The sequence below is a fragment of the Lederbergia citrisecunda genome (genome assembly GCF_018343695.1).
Taxonomy (GTDB): Bacteria; Bacillota; Bacilli; order Bacillales; family Bacillaceae_C; genus Lederbergia; species Lederbergia citrisecunda.
Genome location: NZ_JAGYPJ010000001.1, coordinates 4,153,593 through 4,173,481 on the forward strand (window position 1 = coordinate 4,153,593; position 19,889 = coordinate 4,173,481).

Sequence of the window (19,889 nt, forward strand, 5' to 3'; positions counted from 1 at the left end):
ATTATGGAACAACAGTTGAACTGTGCTAGTTTTACCAAGGGTAGGATCCTTATGATAAAGCGGGAGCATCTCCAATATGTCGACTAAGTACTTTATTATAGGTGGAGAAATCTCGATGAAGGTGGTCAAGAATTTAAAGTCACCTCTAATAATAAAAAATTATATAAATCATCCATTACAATCTGCATATGTTTTAACAAAAAAGCCACTTGTCGAAGACCATTCAGCGACAAAGATATTTGAAATGTATGGATAACCCTCTTTTTGAAGTGCATCTTGTAACCATTTAGTAGACTTTCCCGCATACTGCAGGTTGTCATTTCTTATCTTGCCCTCGTCAATAAGCAAAATGGAAGGTGCTTCGTCTACGACTTCAATATCGAGGATTTCAGCGGTTGGTGGCTCTTTTTTTGTATGTTTCCTTATACTGATGGTTCCTCCAGTCTCTAAATATAAATCTCGAACCTCACTAAGGGATAAAACACCTTGTTCTTGCATCATCGCTCGAAGCTGCTCCAACTCAATATGGTTTTTCTTCATGGCCTTCAAATCTAAATTGCCTTCTCTTACGATGATGGATGGTTCTCCCTTTAAAATCTTTCTGATAGGGCCACTTTTTACAGCAAGAACTTCAACTATATAAATGAGAATCCCCCAGATAGCTATTCCAAAGAGCATATGAAAAAATGATATCTTGTTATCATACAGGCTTTCTTCAAGTAAAGCACCGAGAATTAATACATACACAAAATCAAATGGCGTGAACTGCCCTATTTCTTTTTTTCCTAAGAGTCTTGTTACAACGAGTAAGGCGAGTAAACCGAATACTAGTTTGAAAACGGTATCTAAATAAAGCATGTAATATACCTCCTCATAGTTCTTTATATACCCGGTTTTTTATTTTTTTCTCCTTATAAACTCTTATTATTCTACAAATAAATTGCGCATAATTTTTCATATATTTGCAAAACATCTATCCAATTACATTCTATTGTCCTACTATTTGATTGAGTTTTTTGATGGAATTAATAGTAATTTGCCGTAATTACACGTATAAATCTGCGCATATTGTTGTAACAATGTCATTCGATTTGTATTTACAAATTAATAGACTTGAATTATAAATGTTATAAATAAGTACTATCGTCAATATTTTAGGAGGGAGGTATATTTTTATTTTTGTGGATGATAGCGCTTTCAAACTACACCTTTGAAACACAGGAATATTGACCAAGTAAAAATAAGATTATTAGGCTTTAGTGCTCATGAAAGGGGAACTGTTTTATTGTGACAAATACAAGACTAATAGGGGAAAATTCAAAGCGGATTTTTATTATTGTTATAACATTCCTAATGATTTTACCATCTGTTTTCTACTCTCAGGATGTAGTGGGATTTGCTGCTGCACCGACGCCTGACCAGACTGTAACAGATATGATTAATGCGCTTGATGTGACCTCTCTTGACGATCGTGAAGGGGTTGTGCTTGCAAGGCGCTATTATACTAGGCTAAGTGCTGCACAAAAAGCTTTGGTTACTAATTTACAATCGTTAGAAAAAGCGGAAGCGGAAATATTAAAGCTTTGGATTGATAGTGCCGAGGTTAATACTCTAGTTGATGAGGGGATAGTGGGTGTACTCAGAGAAGAATACGATGCTTTAAAGCCTTCTCAAAAAGCCTTGATTACGAATGTGGACAAGCTTGATCAACTTGATGCAAAGCATGAGGGCTTAATGGAAATAAAAGATCAAAATTATGCAAAGGCAAAAGAAGTTCAATCTATTATTGAACAAATGCAGGTTCTTAGTTATTCTGATAAGCCTGCTGCTGCTAACGCCAGAGCGGCATATGATTCCTTAACTGGGGATCAAAAAGCAATAGTTACCAATTATCACCTTCTTAAAGAAGCGGAGAATAAAATTTCTGCATGGGAAGGTGGTTCTCCAGTTCACAAGGCACCAGAAAATATTGTTTATGCTGGTACACGTTCGTCCGATTATGGCGTAAATGGACAATGGTTGGGTACTGAGGATTGGCAACACATAACAGATCAAATGGATGGGTATTTCCCGGGAGCGGAGCCTACTTATATTTGGATTATAGGAAGATTGAACACAAGTGTAGGAGCAGGTGGTGTCAGGCTGGAATTTGAGCAGCCAAATGATGGAGTAGACTACGCCTCGAAAAATATTAGTTTCGGTCCACCAACAAAGGCAGGACATTTAACGCATGAGGAATATCTAGACTATTTTGATAAGCATGGAATTAAAGTTTACTTGCAGGTAGAATCAGGTTTTGCCGACATGAAAACGTTAATGGATCTCATTTTTAATAAGTATGGGCATCATGAAAGTGTCGTAGGATTTGGCGTCGATGTCGAATGGTACTATGGTATTTCCGAAGATGCTGGAATTCCAGTTACTGATACGCGTGCGCAAGAATGGGATGAGCACCTGAAATCAATTAATCCTTCATACCGCATGTTTTTAAAGCACTATAACCATCGTTGGCTGCCGCCTACTTATCGAAGCGACATTTTGTTCTGCGATGATAGTCAGAGCATTGGTAGCATTGATGGAGAAGTGGAAGGGATGTATGAAGATTCTATGGGATTCATTCCGGAATTTAAGGCTTGGGCCGATTATTTCTATCCAAATGAAGTTCTTTATCAAATTGGGTACCGTCCTGATGCAATGTGGTACTATCCATTAGAAAAGCCGGTTATCAAGGATCTTGGCGAACGTTTGGCCGAGGTAACGAGACAAAATTTAGGGATTGCATGGGTTGATTTTACAATTAAAGATCCTCTCACATTCCCAGCATTGTTTAAAGCTGATAGTGAGGTTGTAACTGCAGTTAATACTTTAGTAGGATATTTAAGAAGTACTGGTAACAATATGGTAGGAAGGCGTTTTGCTGCTGGAGAGGGAACTTTAACTGATGCGCTTTATGTTGCAGAAATTCGTAAAGTGGTTAATTCTTTAACTGATTCCCAACGAAATGCATTAAACCAAAGTTACCTAGAAAATTTAATAAATCTTGAGCCGAAAGCAGTAGACATTCGTATAAACAATTTAGATATTACAAAACTGCAAGTAAAAGATAAAGCAAAAGTAGCTGATATTAGGGCGACATATACGGCACTTACGGTTGCCCAAAAAGCTCAGGTAACACAACTTAGTCATCTTGAAGCCGCGGAAAAGGCATTAGCTGCGATAAAGGAAGATGGCAGTAGAAAAGCATTGGCAGATTTGAATGCTCTCTTGGAACACTTTGTTTCCACAGGTGATATTAACGGACCGTCTGTGAACCAACTTTCCAATCGCCTTGATCAAGTAGAACAACACTTAAATGCGGGGCGTACTAAGCAAGTTGCTCAGCATTTAGACCAGTTCAAGAGTCATTTGAATCAACCGCCTCAGAGCAAAAATGTATCGAATAAGGCAAAAGAATCGTTAAATAAGATGTTAAACACCCTTAATGAAAAACTCTAAATGATTATTATTAGGACTGTTCCACAAGGAGCAGTCCTTTTCGTGTCTTTTACACAAAAAAATCGGCGAATCATAAAAATTGATTCGCCGGTTTCATCATTAAAACGTCCCAATATCCGAAGAAATTCTCCATCCGTCTTTCGTTTTAGTAAAGACTACATGTATATATTCATAGTAAAGGCTGTTGCCAAGGGGAACTTTTAAATCAAATTCTTTTTCGTTTCCATTCTCTCTCGTTCCAGTAACAATAGCTTTTTCATGATTAACGATGGAGCCGCCATCTGCGTTTGGTTGGGCTAGTTTACCTTTATGATTGATAATTCTAGCACGATTAATATAGGATTGAATGGCGCTTGATGTATACGCTTCTCCGAGGAAAATATTTAGTTTTTCCCTAGTATCCAAGTCGGAGCCCATATATCGATATTCCCAATCTTCATAGGTAAACGTGACCATTGTATCTGAAATTCTTCCTCCGCTCGTAACGTACCAATATTTATTTGCGGCTTCTGTGATGATTTTTATAGCTTCTGACTCTTCTAAACTCGTGTACGATGGGTAAATAAGACCTGGTCGAACATTGGCGATCATTTTATCTACTAACGCGAAGCTTTGCTCATAAATATCTTTTGCTTCAGCACTCAACCCAGACAAATTAATATCTTTGTCATTCCTTTTAGAAAAATAAATATACTGTTCATTTTCTGCAATTTCTTCAAGATCAGAATCTTTCTCTGGCATATACATGTCTTTTGAATAAATTTCAATCGTAAATAAGAGGTCCTTCTTTTCTTCAAGAGGTGAGATATATACAGATGCAGTATATCCAACTGATGGTGCATTTTCTTCTTCAATCGAAATATAAGGTGCAATTTCTTTAGGAATATCAAGGGTTATTCCAGCAACACGAATTTCATATTGAATATCAGGATTGCTATATTCCTGTAATCTCTTTTCGATCTTCTCTTTTAGTTCTGTGAATTGGTTATAGCTAGGTACAACTGTTTTGAGTGTCATCCCTTTTTCAACAGACTTGAGAGCCTGTTCGGGATGGTTGGATTTCAATTGTGCATCCGCTAAATAATACCAGTAGTAGGATGCATCTGGAACCCGATCTATTCTATTTGTATAATAGTCCACAGCTTTTGGGAAATACGTCGGATAATGCTCTTCATCTGGCATTAATGCTCCATTTTCCCATTTTAATAATAGGATATCGTAAATATCGTTTACATCTTTTTTCCATATGGCAAGCCTTGTCTTCGGGTCGTCCTGAATGTGGATGGATTCCAAAATGTGATAATTGACTTTAGTGAGCTGCTTAAGCCCTTCGTCTCCCCACGTATAAATCTCAAGTACATTTCCAGCGGAGCTTCCTATCTTCCAACCGACCAATAAGTCTTTTTTTCCGTCACCGTTAAAGTCAGATGCACTTGCCCAGTTAACTTCATACCCTAAACCCTTTTTAGCAAATATCTTTTTCCATTCCCTTTTTTGTTTTTCTAGCACAAACATGCCTACTTGATCGGGACTATTTTTTGATTGGTAAAAAACAATTGCTTCTTCTAGCCCATCTCCATTCAAATCAGCATATAGCACTGGATCTGAACTGACAGGGGCGTTTGCCGTTAACAGCGTCGTTCCTTTTGGTAAATATTTTTTTGCAATTGATTGGATGCTTTCATTTTCTATTGATGTGGCGGATGCTAGCTTAGGTGCTTGTATTAAACTACCTGGTTCAGGGAGAATATTACATCCGCTAAGAAGAAAGCAAGCTGCCAGAATGAATAGAACATTTCTCATTGAAGGATCCTCCGATGCTCTTTTGATCTTACTATACATGCAATAGTGAAAATAAAAGTTATTAAAAAATTAATAATGTTTACATAAAGGTTACAGGTAATACTATTCTTACGGTTGTTCCTTCATCAGGTCGACTATCTATATGCAATGTTCCGTGGTGGCCTTTTATTATTTCTTCACAAATCGCCAATCCAAGGCCTGTCCCAGATTCTTGTGTTTTCCCTTTTACGAACTTGTCCTTTATTAATTCCAATTTGTCAGTTGGAATTCCAACTCCGGTGTCCTTAATGTGGATGACGACAGATTCTCCATTTCCCTCATTCATGGATATCATAATTGTCCCGTTTGTCGGAGTAAATTTAAGTGCATTATCTAATAAGTTGATAAATAATTGGATAAGTCTATTCTTATCTGCTCTAATCTCCCTTTTATCAGAATGTATATGTGTTATAAATTGTATTCCTTGTCTCTCAGCTCTTGGCTGTAATTGAGATACCACCTTTTTAATAGTGGCAGGGAGATCAACATCATCAAAAACAAAAGAAAGCTTTCCGCTCGATAAGCTAGAAAGGTCTAGTAAATCACTTACGAGACTTGTTAATCGGTCACTTTCATTCGTTATGATTTCTAATCCTTCTTTGAATAAATCATCGGTTGCCATCGATTGTAAGGTTATCGCCCAACCTTTTACAGACGTTAGCGGAGTTCTTAGATCATGGCTGACTGAGGCAATAAATTCATTTTTTAGCTGCTCGTGCTTTTCCACCTGCTCGGCCATATAGTTTAATGTGTCTGCCAGTCTACCTAATTCATCGTCTTGCTTTTTTGATATTCTTGTAGAAAATTTCCCTGCAGCCATCTGTTCAGCGGCTGTGATGATTTGGCTTACTGGCTTTGTGATCGTTCCAGCTAAGAAAAAGCTAATAACAGCAGCCAATACTACAACGATTCCGCCAATGGCAAGAAGTAAAAGGGCGTTCTCGGTAAAGACGGAATTCAATGGAGCAAGAGAGGTTGTGAGTCGTATTGCTCCTTTTGTTTCAACGCCAGCAATTAATGGATACGTAACAGCCATAACCTTTTCTCCATTAATCTGGCCGGTCCAAAAGCTTGACTCACCTGTAAGTCCAATTCGAACATCTTCTTCTTGGCTAAGACTATTTAAATGACTTTTATGTGTTTCAGCTAAAATTTTTCCGTCTTTATTGATTAACTGTACTTGTACGTTGACTAAAAAGTTATACTGAGCTAATAACTGTTCAGCTTCTTTCTCAAATCTTCCTTCAAGCAGTTCCTGTTCGTAAAAAGCAGAGAACATGGCGCCCTGATCTCGAAGAGTCTGCTGAACGCCACCTTTGTAATACACCATTAGGGCTGACAAAATAATTGTTTCAAATAAAGCGACTGTAAAGATAATCAAGAGCAGATAGCTCCAAACGAGCCTTCTTTTTATACCTTGTTTCATTGTGTATCCTCATCAAAAAAGGAATAGCCATATCCCCATACTGTTTTTAGAAATGATGGGTTGGACGGATCGTCCTCAATCTTTTCTCGTAGTCTACGAATATGGACATCTACTGTTTTAGGATCTCCGAAATAATTTAGCCCCCAAATTTCATCAAGAAGTTCATCTCGTGTAACGGGTTCATTCAACTTTTCTGTGAAAAATTTCATCATTTGGAATTCTCGTGTCGTTAATTTCATAAGTTTTCCCGCTTTATAGACTCTTTGCGTTTTAAGTTCGATCATAAAAGGTCCTGTTTTGATTACATCATGATTTGCTTCTTTCTCGGATTTCCCTGTCCTTCTCAGAACAGATCGAATTCTTGCAACAAGCTCAAGTGGATTAAATGGTTTAACAATATAATCGTCCGCACCAAGCTCCAATCCCATGATTTTTTCCATGTCTTGTCCTCTGGCTGATACGATGATGATTGGGGTTCCTGGATGTTTTTCTGTAAATTTCTCACAAAGTTCAAACCCATCCGCGTCTGGAAGGTTTAAATCTAATAAAATGAGGGATGGTTGATGTTCTTTTGCTAATTGTAAGGCTAATTTACCTTCTCCTGCTTCGACTACTTCAAAATTGGAACGCTGCAAATTAAATGAAATTAATTTGCGAATAGATAACTCATCTTCAACAACTAAAATTTTCCCTTCCATCACTGGCGGGACCCCCTTAATAATAATCTCTCTGGATTCATTATATTGGATTGTGCTTAGAAAAAAATGTAATTTTGCAAAAAAAAGAAGAGCCATTTTAAACTGTACCCTTTGTAAAGGACATTAGAAAAAGGTTATGCAACTTGGAGAAGATGATTTCTGTATTCAACAGGAGTCATCTTCTTTAAATTCCATTGATACCTAAAATTATTGTGATAAGTCATATAACTTCTTATTTCCTTTTTAAGTTCATCTAAAGAACTACATGTCTTTATAGTAGCTTCATCCTTAAGATGTCCAAAAAAAGATTCTTGTGGTGCATTATCCCAACAGTTTCCCCTTCTTGACATCGATTGCTTTAGCCCCAGTTGCTTAACTTGTTTTTGAAAAGTAGGACTAGTGTAATGTCCGCCCTGATCCGAATGAATAAAAGCTCCTTCAGCAAACTCTATTTTTCTATTATTTTTTAACTTTACTAATGTATCCGTAGCTAGATCCAATGTAAGTTTATCGGATACGTTATAGGCCACTATTTCATTCGTTGACCCGTCTAAAATAGTGGATAAATAAGCCTTTTGATTCTTTCCATAATAAAGATAAGTGATGTCTGTAAGCAGCACTTTACCTGGAATATCTTGTTTGAACTCTCTATTTAGTAAATTGGGCAATATGGAGTGTTCCTGGGTAGCCTTTAACATTTTCTTATAAGGATTAGCTCTTCTAATAGGACATACAATATTATATTTCCTCATGATTCTTCGTATTAGCTTTAAGTTGTATGTAATATTAAACTGCTTTTCTAAGGTCATTTTAATCTGTCGGGCGCCTTTAGTACGGCGTTTATAATGAAAAGCCTTTAAAATAATATCTTTTAGTACTAAATCTTTCTTCTCTCGTCGATTTCTTATTTCCTTTGATTCTACAGAGAAATATTTATAGTAACCTGATCGTGAAACCTGTGAAAGCTCGCACAAATAACCAACCATATTTTTAAGTTCGTACTCTTCAATCACTGAGTGAATTAAAAGAAACTTCTGTTCAGCAGAAACCTTTACTTGTTTATCTTCACTCCCCTTTCCATCATGTCTAGCTTTTTTAACAACTCGTTCTCCGCACGAAGAAGGTGAATCTGAGCCTCTAACTTTGCATTTTTTTCTTCTAGTGAAAGTTCCTTTTCAGACGGTCTCCCAGAATTCGTTGTACGTGCATCCTGAAGACCAAATACCCCAGATTCTTTAAATGCTTTTCTCCATCTATAGGCAGCCTTATGAACTCTGACTATTCCAATCAGTTCAACGTCAAAACCATGATCTTCAAAAACCTGTCTAGGTGTCTTGCCATTCTCTGTTTCAGCTATCAATATTCTTTTAAATTCATCTGAATAAGTAATACCCTTTGAACTAACAGATTTAGCATATGGATTATTAGAAAGTAATTTTATTTCTTTCTCTGAAAAGTGTTTTTTTGTCATTTTATTGTTCTCCGATTCCCCATTTTGTTCATTATACAAAAAAGTACCCTATAGGGCAGACCTTTTTTAGTGTCTACTCTATAGGGTACAGTTTATTTCGCTCCCTGCTTTTACGTGGTTAGCTGCATCATTGTCGACCAGCAGATTCTTTCTTCTTTTTCCAACAATATGCCAACATCGAATTGTCCTATCAGTCTCATCGTGTTTCCTTTATCTCAGTCAAGGGCCGAAAAAGGAACTTCGACTAAAACCGCCACGTCCTGTGGCGAAGTCGACGGACCCACATCCTGTGGGCCTGTACGTCGATGAGCAAGGCGCTTTCGCTTTTCTTATTAGCTTGCCTTTTTCCGATAATGGTCTTTTAAATATTGAATGGCACGGTGTTGGAGGGTTTTAACTTTGCTTTCGGACCATCCTAAAGTGCTGGCTGTTTCTGAAATGGACAAGCCGCGTATAAAACGAAGGTCAAGAATAACTTTTTGATTAGGTTTCATTTTACATGAGTAAATTTGCTGAACTTCGTCTTTTCGTAAGACGATTTCTTCTGGAATAGGACTAGTATCTTTCAATTGATAAGCATCTATTTCGCTTAAATGAGTTTCGTTTATTCCCTTCTGTTTGCGGATATAGTCGATGGCGACATTACGGGCAATAGCATAGAGCCATGTTTTCTCTCTGCTTTTTCCTTCGAATGTTTCATAGTTTTTATATACTTTTACATACACTTCTTGTACAAGGTCTTCAGCAAGTTCACGGTCTCGTAACATATAATATAAATGCCTTAGCAAATCTTGATAATAAGAACGATATAAGTGATTAAATACAGATTCTAACATTTCCCCTAAACCCCTTTGAATCATTTCTGTCCATTTCATCATAATCGTTTGGATCAGTTCAAAAGTTGCAAATAGGTAAAAGTTTCATTTGTTTTTGTAACCTTTTTGTAATAATTGAATCACCCTTATTCGATAGTACCTGTACTTTTGATGTTTGCTTTTACAGTGACATCGAATCTAACATCGGGATATAAGCTTTTCCATTCTGCAAATGTATCCCGATTATGGAGCCTTGTCGCTTTATATCTTAGCCCGAAGCCAATTGGATCAAGATTTTCTTTTTGCAATTTATTTAATAGCTGTAGAACATCCTTCTTTGTTTTTTGATTAACTAATTTATTGTATTTATTCAATGAAGTGGGAGACAAGCTCTTATTCGATTCCTCGATAATACCACGCATCTTTATTTCCATTTTAATAACAGGCTGCGTATTAGGCGCGGTTATAATTTTATATTTTACTTTTGATGAATCGACGGCCATCGTGAAGGCTATTTTCTTTTTACTTACAATTATTTCTAGTTTTTTTGTTTTATTTGCCAATAAATTATACATTTTCGTTTCATTTGAAGAGAGCATAATATTGTTATTACTTTTCGGTGCAATAATAGATTTGTTCACTATTAGTTTTGTTTTATCACGATTTGCCTTAATCAGAGGCAGTATCGGGTCTATACCATTTTCAAGTAATTTTCTTCTCAAATCAAAAAGATACGTTGATACAATATAAGGACTCTCAACCCCGTTATTTGAGAAAAAGTTAGGTAGCACGATTGATCCAGCCATTTCTGAAGGAGGTTCAGTCTTTAATACTTTTTCGGCAGAGGGTTGGCCAATACCAACCCAAGAAATCATTTGAATATCCCTTCTTCTAATCAAAAGGTCCATTACATCTTTTAAATCCTGTTCTAGAACTTTTTTTCCTAGAATAATGACTCGTGAATGCCCAAAGTCAATATCTTTATCTATATGAGTTTTCATAATACGAAAAGCACTAGCAAGGGTAGGGCTTTCTTTAACAACATACGTATATTTATCTCCACCTTGTGCACCTTTCAAAGCACCAGAGGCGATCGCTAACTTTAACGTAACTTTGTACGGTTTCTCCTTATTATTTGTTAAATCAATGCCAATCGCCATAACGAATATTCTTCTATCAATGTCTTTGAAGTCACACGCAGAAAGAAAGAAAAGTGATAAACAGATTAAAAGTAATATCCCTTTCCTAAGATCCCTCATACTTTGACCCTCCTTTTAATGAACCAAAAGGTTAAGATAATGATGGAGGTTGTAATCGGCAGCATATAAAAGAAGTAACGTGCGTATGTAAACACTTGATATTCATTTAAATAGGTTGCCGTTATTAGAGCAACAATCCAGAAAGTTGTAAGGAAAATAAATGGAGTCAAGTTGTTTTCTTTGTGTTTAAATTTTTTAATCCAAAACAAGCTTTTCAAAAATTCAATGGATACATGCCAATGAATTAAGAGATTTAAGAATGTAATGGCCAAAAAGAATAACAAAAATAAATATAATACACGTTCTATAATCCCGTATCTCATTCTTAACGTGTCACTTGTTGAGATAGAAGGGTAGACAAGTTTATCTATTTGCTCGAAGCCACTCATGCCAATCGGTGCAAAAAATATGGTAGATAAGATCACTACTCCTGCTGATGCCATTAATAATACTTGTTTTCTTGATATTTGAATTCCATGTTTAGTAAAGGCACGATTAAAAATGACAAGATTTGTAATCCCTAAATATACATAAAATGCTGCCGTAAAGGCCATATAAGAGGGAAAGTGATAAACGTACATAATTGATTCCCGTACAAAATCCCACACAAACTCAGGACTTGAATATGTTTTTACGATTAAAAATAAAATTATGGGTACAAATATTAATAGTAGGGCCTCAATGGTGTAAAGGATGCTTTTGGTATGCATCAAAATGCCATAGGAGATAAAAATTAAAAATGTAGATGCAATCCATATAATCGACATATCAGGAGTCAGGAATCGTTTCAGTAAAAATGAATAAGTAACCAATGCATGAAGACCAGCTATGAACCAAATTAATGCTAAAAAGAGAAGATAAGGAAAATAAAGCCAAGGGGAAAACGTTTTTTTTATTAATTCAGGATAGTCTTTTCCAGGGAAGGTTTTAAAAAAGCGAACGAAGGCATAAATAACGATTGTACCCGCTATTATTGCAAGAACGATGGCAATGATGGCTCCGTCTTTGCGACTATACAACAAAATTTTAGGTACGGAAACAACCATATTCGCAAACATATTTACGTATAGCAAATAATACACATAGCGGTTCATATTCTACTCCTTGCTTACAAAATTATCTATAGAACTTTGTGGATAACTTTTCTAGTAGCTCTCGTTTAGTGTAAGCAACCGTCAACTAGTAATCATCTTGACCAAAAGACAAATGCCGCAAACGTGCACGACCTGTGCCAACGTTAAAGGCCATATAGGATAACGTCTTAAACAAGGTGCTTGAGCTTTTGTCCCTATGTTTCTTCCTTTTTTCCTTGTATAAAGAGTTTAAAGTAATCTTCCCCGAAACTATTTTTATTCGCCATAAACATTACAAAACCAATTAATGATAATGCGAGACCTGCCATACCAGCGATTGTTGAGAAAAACAAAATGACATATCTTGCTACCCTAATGGCAAAACTCATTTCATTAATGGGGATGACAAATGTAGAAATCGCTACTGCAGAAACGATAATAATCATAATATTTGACGTTAAAGCCGCTTCCGTAGCGGCTGTACCTAAAATTAACCCCCCGACCGTCGTTGCTGTTGCACTGACGGCTTTCGGAAGGCGAATACTCGCCTCGGTTAATAGTTCCATAACAATGAGCATTAATAATACTTCTATATAAGAAGGGTATGGTACTCCTACACGACTTCCAGCTACTGATAATGCTAATTCTGAACGGAAAATATCTGGATTATAGGAAGTTACTCCGACATATAAGCCAGGTAGTGCAAGGCAATTAAAAAAACCGATATATCGAAGAAAAGTAGTGAATTTTGTGATCCAATAGGGATGATAATTATCTTCCATTGCAGTCATAAAATCAAAAAAGACTGCAGGAGCAAGGATTGCGTTTGAATCACCATCCAACAGGATTATGACTTTTCCACCTGATAAATTATAACTAATGCGATCCGTCCTTTCGGTTAACAACGTATTTGGCAAAAGAGTACGTTTTTTGTTGTTTAGATAGCGAACTACATCGGCACTTGCGAGAAAAACGTCATTGTCCAGGGAATGAATCCTTGATTTTATATCTAATAGTGCTTCTTTTTTTACTGTTTCTTGATCATATACTACTGCTAAAGACTGATTTGATTTATTACCAATTGTAAACATATCAATTTTGAGGGAAGGATGATGATACCGTTGGCGGATCATATTAAGATTAGTCATAATATCTTCGCTTAGAGCATATTGTGGTCCTTGAATTGTTGGCTCAACATTACTTAGGAGCGGTACATCTGTATGTACCTTTTTAAAATCAAATAAGAGGACAGTCCCATTGACCCCAATTGCCACACTACCCTTAGATAATTCTTGTAGAACTTGTTCTTCGGAAAGTATTTCCTGTTGGTTTGTAAGTGAAGTCAGGTAAGCCTCAATATTTTCCATGGAATTCATTTCGAAAAATGGCTTAATAACTATACTTTGAAGTTTTTCCCCATCAACAACTGTTTTAATATATATAAGTTCTATTTGTTTATTTTCGATATGAAGTGGAGTATGGGTAAAATCAAAGGTTGATTGTAATTGCTCGGTAAGCCATGGAAAGGTAGTGGACACATTTAATTTTTTTTCTTTTTTTAGCATAGTAGATTTACCACTCCATAAAATATCGTGATATAGAATAGCATCACCAATGAAATGAAATTTATGTAAAAACTTGTATAAAAAAACATACAAAAGGGAAAAAAGTTTAAGTTATAATTGGATAATATCGCTCTGTTTTTTGAATATTATCTTTTAGTAGTTTCAAGTAGGACATGTCATTTAGAATTCATCGTGTTTCCAGTGTTTGTGCTACAAGAAGTTCGATGCTAAATGATTTCAATAGCGACCGTTGAAAAGCTAATAATAATGTTTGAAAATCCGGCTATAATGGTTGATAGGATAAAAGGACTAGCAATAAAAACTGAAGTTTCTGTCATTTTTATTGCTTATTGTGGTTACTTTTTTGCTAAAACGGGGTATCCAATTTTTATAATCAATTTTCAAGTGTTGTGTCTTTAACAAACATAGGAGAATGACTAATAATGTTCCTAAGTATTTTGACATCTATCAAGTTTGGCTAAAGTTTTACATATTTTACATTCTTTTGTCATTGATGTGGAAGGGTGCACGAAAGATCAAGACATGGCATGTATGTATAAATAATAGTCAATATCAATGCAGAAGTGGTGCGTTAGATCATCTGCTTATTTTTATGGGTTCCAACTATTTCCACTGGATTTTTTTTGAAAAAGCAGTATAATATTTACGTTCATTTTAATTTTAAAAGATTAAGGGGTTGTTTGAGTTGGAAAGACTTAAAAAGTTTGGCGTAAGTCTTAATGACAAGAACGTCCAATTCTTTCTAATAGCTGTTATCCTTTTTTGGATTAAGACGTATATAACGTATCGAATAGAATTTAATTTAGGAATTGATAATGGATTGCAACAATTTTTGCTTTTCATTAATCCGATCAGCTCTACTTTATTTTTTCTCGGGCTATCGTTTTTGAGCAAGAAAAAACGTTGGGGAGCAATATTAGTTGGAATTGAGTTTGTAATGTCTTTTTGGCTTTATGCGAATGTTGTGTATTACCGGTTTTTTAACGACTTTATTACGTTGCCGGTTATTTCACAGCTAAAAGTAAATGGGGGCCAAACAGATAGTGCATTGTCGTTAATGTCACCGTTTGATGTGTTTTATTTCACGGATACGATTATTCTTTTATTATTGTTAGTTTCAAAAAGATTTTCATTGAAGGAACGTTCAAATAAAAAGATCGCTTTGGTACCTCTAACGCTTGCTGTTGCCATTTTTATGGTTAACTTGTCGTTGGCGGAAGCGGATCGGCCTGAGTTGCTTACAAGATCGTTTGACCGTAACTATCTTGTGAAATACCTAGGAATCAATAACTTTTCGATTTATGATGGAATCCAAAGTACAAGATCTTCAATGCAAAGAACTTTTGCAAGCAGCGATGATTTAACAGAAATCGAAAATAACATAAAAGCGAATTTTGCGAAGCCAAATCCTGTCTATTTTGGCAAGGCTAAAGGGATGAATGTGGTTTATATATCACTCGAATCATTACAGTCTTTTATCATTGACTATAAATTAAATGGTCAAGAAGTAACCCCATTTATGAATTCACTTGTACGAAATGGTGATGCTTTTTATTTCGATAACTTTTTTCACCAAACAGGACAAGGAAAGACATCTGATGCAGAGTTTATGATGGAAAACTCATTATTCCCGTTATCACAAGGATCTGTATTTATTAATAAAGCGCAGAATACGTACCAATCAGCACCTGCGATATTAAAATCTAGAGGATATACATCCGCGGCTTTTCACGGAAATTATAAAACATTCTGGAATAGAAATGAAATGTATAGAGCATTTGGATTCGACCACTTTTTCGACGCGACGTACTATGATATGGCGACGGAAAATGTTAAAAACTATGGGATGAAAGATAAACCGTTTTTGAAAGAATCCATGCCTTTATTGGAATCACTCCCAGAACCGTTTTATTCAAAATTTATTTTGCTATCAAATCACTTTCCATTTGCAATGGATGAAGGGGACACAGATTTTCCAGCTGGAGATTTCGGCGATAAAGTAGTAAATCAATATTTCCAATCCGCTCATTATATGGACCAGGCTTTGGAACAATTTTTCAATGATTTAAAGGCTGATGGTCTATATGACAAAACCGTTATTGTGATGTACGGGGATCATTACGGAATTTCCGAAAACCACAATGATGCGATGGCTCAAGTAACGGGAGAAGAGATTACGCCATTTAAAAATACACAGCTACAGCGTGTGCCACTTTTTATCCACGTACCTGGAATGCAAGGAAAAACGATTCATAAATATAGTGGTGAAGTAGATGTCATGCCAACGGTTCTTCATTTGCTTGGTGTTAATACAAACGATTATTTGCAAATAGGTAATGACATATTCTCTTCTGAATATAAGGAATTAGTACCTTTCCGAAATGGAGATTTTGTCTCACCTGAAGTGACGCAGGTAAATGGTAATTGTTATGCAACGGATACAGGTGAAGAATTGGATGTTCAACCTTGTGAATCACTTGATCAGATCACCAAAGAAAAATTGGAACTATCCGATCGCATAGTTACGAAAGACTTATTGCGATTCTATAAGCCAGATGGATTTGTACCAATCAATCCTGATGACTATCAATATAATAATGCAAAGTAATTAGTAAAGCGTAAGACCCAGCCCTCTTATTATTCTGCTTTTTAGTGGAATGATGAGGGGCTTTTTTAGTTTGAATAACTTTTTCAATAGGGTACTTAATATTGAGTGGATGAGACATACATAAATTTTTGAATTGGACAAAAAAAGAGAAAGGCCAGTGACTTTGTCCATCATAGAGCTTATGTTGGACAGAATGAGGGGAGCTTGAGAGATTTTGTCCGTCATAGTGTTTATATTGGACAGAATGAAGGAAGGGCGAGTGATTTTGTCCATCGTAGAACTTATAATGGACAGAATTAGATTAAGGGCGAATAAGTTTGACCAATATAGTGCTTATATTGGGTAAATCAGCGTAAGAGTGGAGACTTTGTCCAAGACAAGGAAATTAGTCCAAAAAAACTTATTTGGGACGGACTCCAAATAAGTTTTTAAAGGGAAGAATCTAGTTTTTGCTTAAAACTAAAAGAGCAACATTAGATTTTCAAAAACCACTCCGCCGCTTTTTCTACTTCGCCTCTTGTTAACTGGTGACCATAATTTTCCCAATGAATTTGTACATCAGCACCTGCGTTTTGCAATATTTCCATCAAATCATTTGATTCTTGAGGAGTACATAATGGATCATTTTTACCTGCACCAATAAAAACTTTTGATCCACTTAAGTCCGGAAGTTCAATCCCACGTCGTGGTACCATTGGATGGAAAAGGATGGCTGCCTTCAAGCTATCCTTATAATGAAAAAGTAAGCTTCCAGCGATATTGGCACCGTTAGAGTATCCAATGGCGACTACATTATTTCGATCAAATTGGTATTCCTTTGCACTTTCATCAATAAATAAATTCAATTCCTCTGTGCGTGAAACTAAATCTTCTTCATCAAACACACCTTCTGCTAATCGACGGAAGAAACGAGGCATTCCATTTTCCATCACATTGCCTCTAACCCCGAGGAGAGAAGAATGAGGAGAAATCATTTTTCCAATATTGATTAAATCGTGTTCTGTCCCGCCTGTTCCATGGAGGAGAAGGAGGGTAGGGGCATTAGGATCCTGCCCCTGTTCAAAAATATGCTTCATGTTCAAACCTCCACTCAAATATTAGTATCCAATGGTTTTAATCGTGCTTCGATTTGTTCTCGTTGTGGTTCTAAAAATGGTGGAAGCGCAAGTGATTCACCTAAATGATCAATATGCTCGTCCGTATCAAAACCCGGTCCGTCCGTTGCAAGCTCAAATAAAATGCCGTTAGGCTCCCTGAAGTACAGTGAACGGAAGTAAAAACGGTCGACAAAACCAGAATTCGGAAATCTTGCAGCGCGAATTTTCTTGATCCATTCACGTAATTCATCTTCATCTTCTACACGGAAGGCTACGTGGTGAACACCACCTCGACCTAATCTTTCTGGTGGAAGATCGTTTCTTTCTTCTAGGTGTACTTCAGCACCGCTGCCACCTTCTCCTGTTTCAAAGACGATAATATCAGGTTGTCCTTCAATAGGGGATGGATATTGTCCAGCCTTACGAAATCCAAGCAATTCAGTTAAAACGATGGCTGTTGGTTCTGCGTTTCGAACTGTTAATTTTACCGGCCCTAATCCTGTTACACCATGCTCCCGTGGAACGACGCTTTTTTCCCAAGGGACTCCAGCAGCGACTCCAATATTTTGCTCGTCCGAAACAAGAATAAGACGTTGACCTTCGGGATCTTGAAACGCTAATGTTGCACGACCAGCACGCTCTTTTATTTCTTCGTGCTCAACGCCGAGTTCATCAAAACGCTTTTTCCAAAAATGTAGTGTTTCATCTTTTTTTACTCTAAGGGAGAGTGCAGATATACTGCTTACACCTTCATGATTACGTGCAGCATTTGGAATTTCAAAAAAGGTCAATTCCGTTCCGGGATTTCCTCTTTCATCACCGTAGAAAAGATGATATACAGACGTGTCATCTTGGTTTACGGTCTTTTTAACAAGTCTCATTCCTAACACATTTGTATAAAAATCTACGTTTAACTTAGCATCTGCTGTCATAGCAGAAACGTGATGAATTCCTTTAAGTTGCATGTATAAACCCTCCTTATCAGTGGTTAAGCTTATTGTACAATAATCACCTTAACTAGTCAATTATAAGTTACTTACATTTTGTAAGTTAACAAACATGAAATGCCGAAACAAAAATGTCTCGGCTCTTATACTTTTCTAACGATAAAATTATTCTCGAGCAGGAGCCAATTTTGCGGGAATGGATATCCTAGCACCCAGTAACTGATTCCGCGCAATCCATGATCTTTTGCTAAATCAAATTTCGCTTGAGCGCTGCGGGCATCTTCAAACCATACTTCATGCTGTCTGCCTTGTTCATCTGTGTAACGATAGTATGGTGTTTGCGTAATCCGATCGTATTGAATCGCTGCATTATATTTGTTCGCTCGTCGGATGGCTTCTTGCATATCAAAAGTCTCCGCTTCTTGGCCTTTAACATGTGGTAGCAGCCAATCTCGAGCATATAGCTGAAAGCCCATAAAAATTTTATTTTTTGGTATAACGGTAACAGCATAATCAATGACGCGTCTGATTTGGTTGAGAGGAGAAATTGCCTGGGGTGGACCAAATCTGTATCCCCATTCATATGTCATGAGAACGACAAAATCAACAATTCTTCCATGAGCATCATAATCGTGTGCTTCATATAACAATCCCTTTTGTTCACTGCTTGTTTTTGGGGCCAATGCTGTTGAAACAAAATAGCCTAATGGATGGAGGCGATTGACGGCCCGTTGTAAAAATTGATTATACAGCTCGCGATCCGTTTGGCGAACATTTTCAAAATCAATATTTAATCCACGATAACCTTTCGCTTTCATAATATTGATAGCATTGGTTAAAAGCCTTTCTTGGAGCTGTACGTTGGATAGGATGGTGTGGGCAAGAGTTGTGCCAGGGTCTTGAAAAGTGAAATTGGTAATACACATAATGGGCGCAACATTATTTTCCCCTGCTGCTTGGATGGCTTGTTCGTCTCGAATAGATGATAGACTTCCATCTGCCTGCATAATATACCCAAATGGGGTCATATACGTTAAATGTTCCCCAACTTCAAGAACTTCTCTACCACCAGTTTCTCCCATATTGATAATGTAGGCATTCACATCAATAGTCGGTTTTGGAAAAGGAATTATTAAGCGAGTTCCTATAAAAATAGTCATCTGGGTTAAATGATTTGCCCGCATGATTTCGCGGACAGTCGTCCCAAACCGCTGCGCAATCGTAGCTAAAGTATCTCCTGCTTGGACAACATACGTTCTTGGAGGTATGATGAGCTCTGTGCCAATATTAAGCATCGACGGATGTGTTAATTGATTCATTTGAATGATGGATTGAATCGGGACCCCATATTTTTGCGCAATTTTCCAAAGTGTTTCTCCACTCCTGACAACATGCTGCGTTGCTTCAATAGGAATGACAAGGGACTGACCTACTAACAACTTATTAGGATTTGGTAATTGGTTTGCTGCTGCAATGTTTTGAACAGTAATTCCATAATGGTTGGCAATACTCCATAAAGTATCTCCCCTTCGAACTACATCAATAATCATCGAACCACCCCTAATCTGGTCA

Annotated in this window: 14 protein-coding genes; 2 read left to right on the forward strand and 12 right to left on the reverse strand. The window is 36.7% G+C overall.

The genetic code is table 11. From position 1 onward, the window contains the following. Positions 1–168 precede the first annotated feature (168 nt). Positions 169–858, reverse strand: a complete 690-nt coding sequence (locus KHA93_RS20425) for a DUF421 domain-containing protein (RefSeq protein WP_213112399.1) — start codon at positions 856–858, stop codon at positions 169–171. A gap of 429 nt (positions 859–1,287) precedes the next feature. On the opposite strand from KHA93_RS20425, the gene KHA93_RS20430 reads away from it, so the two are divergent. After that, complete coding sequence (locus KHA93_RS20430) at positions 1,288–3,495, forward strand: FIMAH domain-containing protein (protein ID WP_213112400.1); 2,208 nt, start codon at positions 1,288–1,290, stop codon at positions 3,493–3,495. Between the two features lie 99 nt (positions 3,496–3,594). On the opposite strand, the gene KHA93_RS20435 is transcribed toward KHA93_RS20430, so the two are convergent. The 8 genes from KHA93_RS20435 to KHA93_RS20470 all read right to left on the reverse strand — a co-directional run bounded on the left by KHA93_RS20435 (position 3,595) and on the right by KHA93_RS20470 (position 13,644). Continuing rightward, complete coding sequence (locus KHA93_RS20435) at positions 3,595–5,298, reverse strand: DL-endopeptidase inhibitor IseA family protein (RefSeq protein ID WP_213112401.1); 1,704 nt, start codon at positions 5,296–5,298, stop codon at positions 3,595–3,597. A 79-nt stretch (positions 5,299–5,377) separates the two neighbouring features. Then, on the reverse strand, positions 5,378–6,763 hold the full coding sequence (locus KHA93_RS20440; protein ID WP_213112402.1) for a sensor histidine kinase: 1,386 nt from the start codon (positions 6,761–6,763) through the stop codon (positions 5,378–5,380). After that, complete coding sequence (locus KHA93_RS20445; protein ID WP_233711613.1) at positions 6,760–7,461, reverse strand: response regulator transcription factor; 702 nt, start codon at positions 7,459–7,461, stop codon at positions 6,760–6,762. The genes KHA93_RS20440 and KHA93_RS20445 overlap by 4 nt, the downstream gene beginning before the upstream one ends. A 134-nt stretch (positions 7,462–7,595) precedes the next feature. Then, positions 7,596–8,932 (reverse strand): IS3 family transposase gene (locus KHA93_RS20450; protein WP_213108995.1). Its coding sequence is split into 2 segments (ribosomal slippage): positions 7,596–8,551 and positions 8,551–8,932, totalling 1,338 coding nucleotides; the frame shifts between segments, so codons are not numbered across the junction. Between the two features lie 332 nt (positions 8,933–9,264). Next, entirely contained in the window at positions 9,265–9,768 is a 504-nt protein-coding gene (locus KHA93_RS20455) for a sigma-70 family RNA polymerase sigma factor (protein ID WP_213112404.1), read from the reverse strand. A gap of 125 nt (positions 9,769–9,893) precedes the next feature. Beyond that, the gene (locus KHA93_RS20460) at positions 9,894–11,006 is read right to left on the reverse strand and encodes a Ger(x)C family spore germination protein (protein ID WP_213112405.1); all 1,113 of its coding nucleotides are present in this window, start codon (positions 11,004–11,006) and stop codon (positions 9,894–9,896) included. Beyond that, on the reverse strand, positions 11,003–12,100 hold the full coding sequence (locus tag KHA93_RS20465; RefSeq protein ID WP_213112406.1) for a GerAB/ArcD/ProY family transporter: 1,098 nt from the start codon (positions 12,098–12,100) through the stop codon (positions 11,003–11,005). The genes KHA93_RS20460 and KHA93_RS20465 overlap by 4 nt, the downstream gene beginning before the upstream one ends. Positions 12,101–12,294: 194 nt before the next feature. Then, positions 12,295–13,644, reverse strand: a complete 1,350-nt coding sequence (locus KHA93_RS20470) for a spore germination protein (RefSeq protein WP_213112407.1) — start codon at positions 13,642–13,644, stop codon at positions 12,295–12,297. A 706-nt stretch (positions 13,645–14,350) separates the two neighbouring features. On the opposite strand from KHA93_RS20470, the gene ltaS reads away from it, so the two are divergent. Then, entirely contained in the window at positions 14,351–16,273 is a 1,923-nt protein-coding gene (gene ltaS, locus KHA93_RS20475) for a lipoteichoic acid synthase (protein ID WP_213112408.1), read from the forward strand. A gap of 473 nt (positions 16,274–16,746) precedes the next feature. Here the strand turns inward: ltaS and KHA93_RS20480 are convergent, their stop codons facing one another. From KHA93_RS20480 to KHA93_RS20490, 3 genes are all read right to left on the reverse strand, one after another. Continuing rightward, positions 16,747–17,349, reverse strand: coding sequence for an alpha/beta hydrolase (locus KHA93_RS20480; protein ID WP_213112409.1), 603 nt, complete (start codon positions 17,347–17,349; stop codon positions 16,747–16,749). A 14-nt stretch (positions 17,350–17,363) separates the two neighbouring features. Next, positions 17,364–18,335 carry a ring-cleaving dioxygenase gene (locus KHA93_RS20485; RefSeq protein WP_213112410.1) on the reverse strand — a complete coding sequence of 324 codons (972 nt, stop codon included), beginning with the start codon at positions 18,333–18,335 and terminating at the stop codon, positions 17,364–17,366. A gap of 125 nt (positions 18,336–18,460) precedes the next feature. Further along, positions 18,461–19,867, reverse strand: coding sequence for a glycoside hydrolase family 18 protein (locus KHA93_RS20490; RefSeq protein WP_213112411.1), 1,407 nt, complete (start codon positions 19,865–19,867; stop codon positions 18,461–18,463). Positions 19,868–19,889 lie beyond the last annotated feature (22 nt).

Bases quoted from the DNA above. Each gene is read 5' to 3' on its own strand.
- KHA93_RS20445 (WP_233711613.1), bottom strand. From the start codon at position 7,461: ATGGAAGGGAAAATTTTAGTTGTTGAAGATGAGTTATCTATTCGCAAA.
- KHA93_RS20470 (WP_213112407.1), bottom strand. From the start codon at position 13,644: ATGCTAAAAAAAGAAAAAAAATTAAATGTGTCCACTACCTTTCCATGG.
- KHA93_RS20465 (WP_213112406.1), bottom strand. From the start codon at position 12,100: ATGAACCGCTATGTGTATTATTTGCTATACGTAAATATGTTTGCGAAT.
- KHA93_RS20440 (WP_213112402.1), bottom strand. From the start codon at position 6,763: ATGAAACAAGGTATAAAAAGAAGGCTCGTTTGGAGCTATCTGCTCTTG.
- KHA93_RS20460 (WP_213112405.1), bottom strand. From the start codon at position 11,006: ATGAGGGATCTTAGGAAAGGGATATTACTTTTAATCTGTTTATCACTT.
- KHA93_RS20455 (WP_213112404.1), bottom strand. From the start codon at position 9,768: ATGTTAGAATCTGTATTTAATCACTTATATCGTTCTTATTATCAAGAT.
- KHA93_RS20480 (WP_213112409.1), bottom strand. From the start codon at position 17,349: ATGAAGCATATTTTTGAACAGGGGCAGGATCCTAATGCCCCTACCCTC.
- KHA93_RS20435 (WP_213112401.1), bottom strand. From the start codon at position 5,298: ATGAGAAATGTTCTATTCATTCTGGCAGCTTGCTTTCTTCTTAGCGGA.
- KHA93_RS20490 (WP_213112411.1), bottom strand. From the start codon at position 19,867: ATGATTATTGATGTAGTTCGAAGGGGAGATACTTTATGGAGTATTGCC.
- KHA93_RS20425 (WP_213112399.1), bottom strand. From the start codon at position 858: ATGCTTTATTTAGATACCGTTTTCAAACTAGTATTCGGTTTACTCGCC.
- KHA93_RS20485 (WP_213112410.1), bottom strand. From the start codon at position 18,335: ATGCAACTTAAAGGAATTCATCACGTTTCTGCTATGACAGCAGATGCT.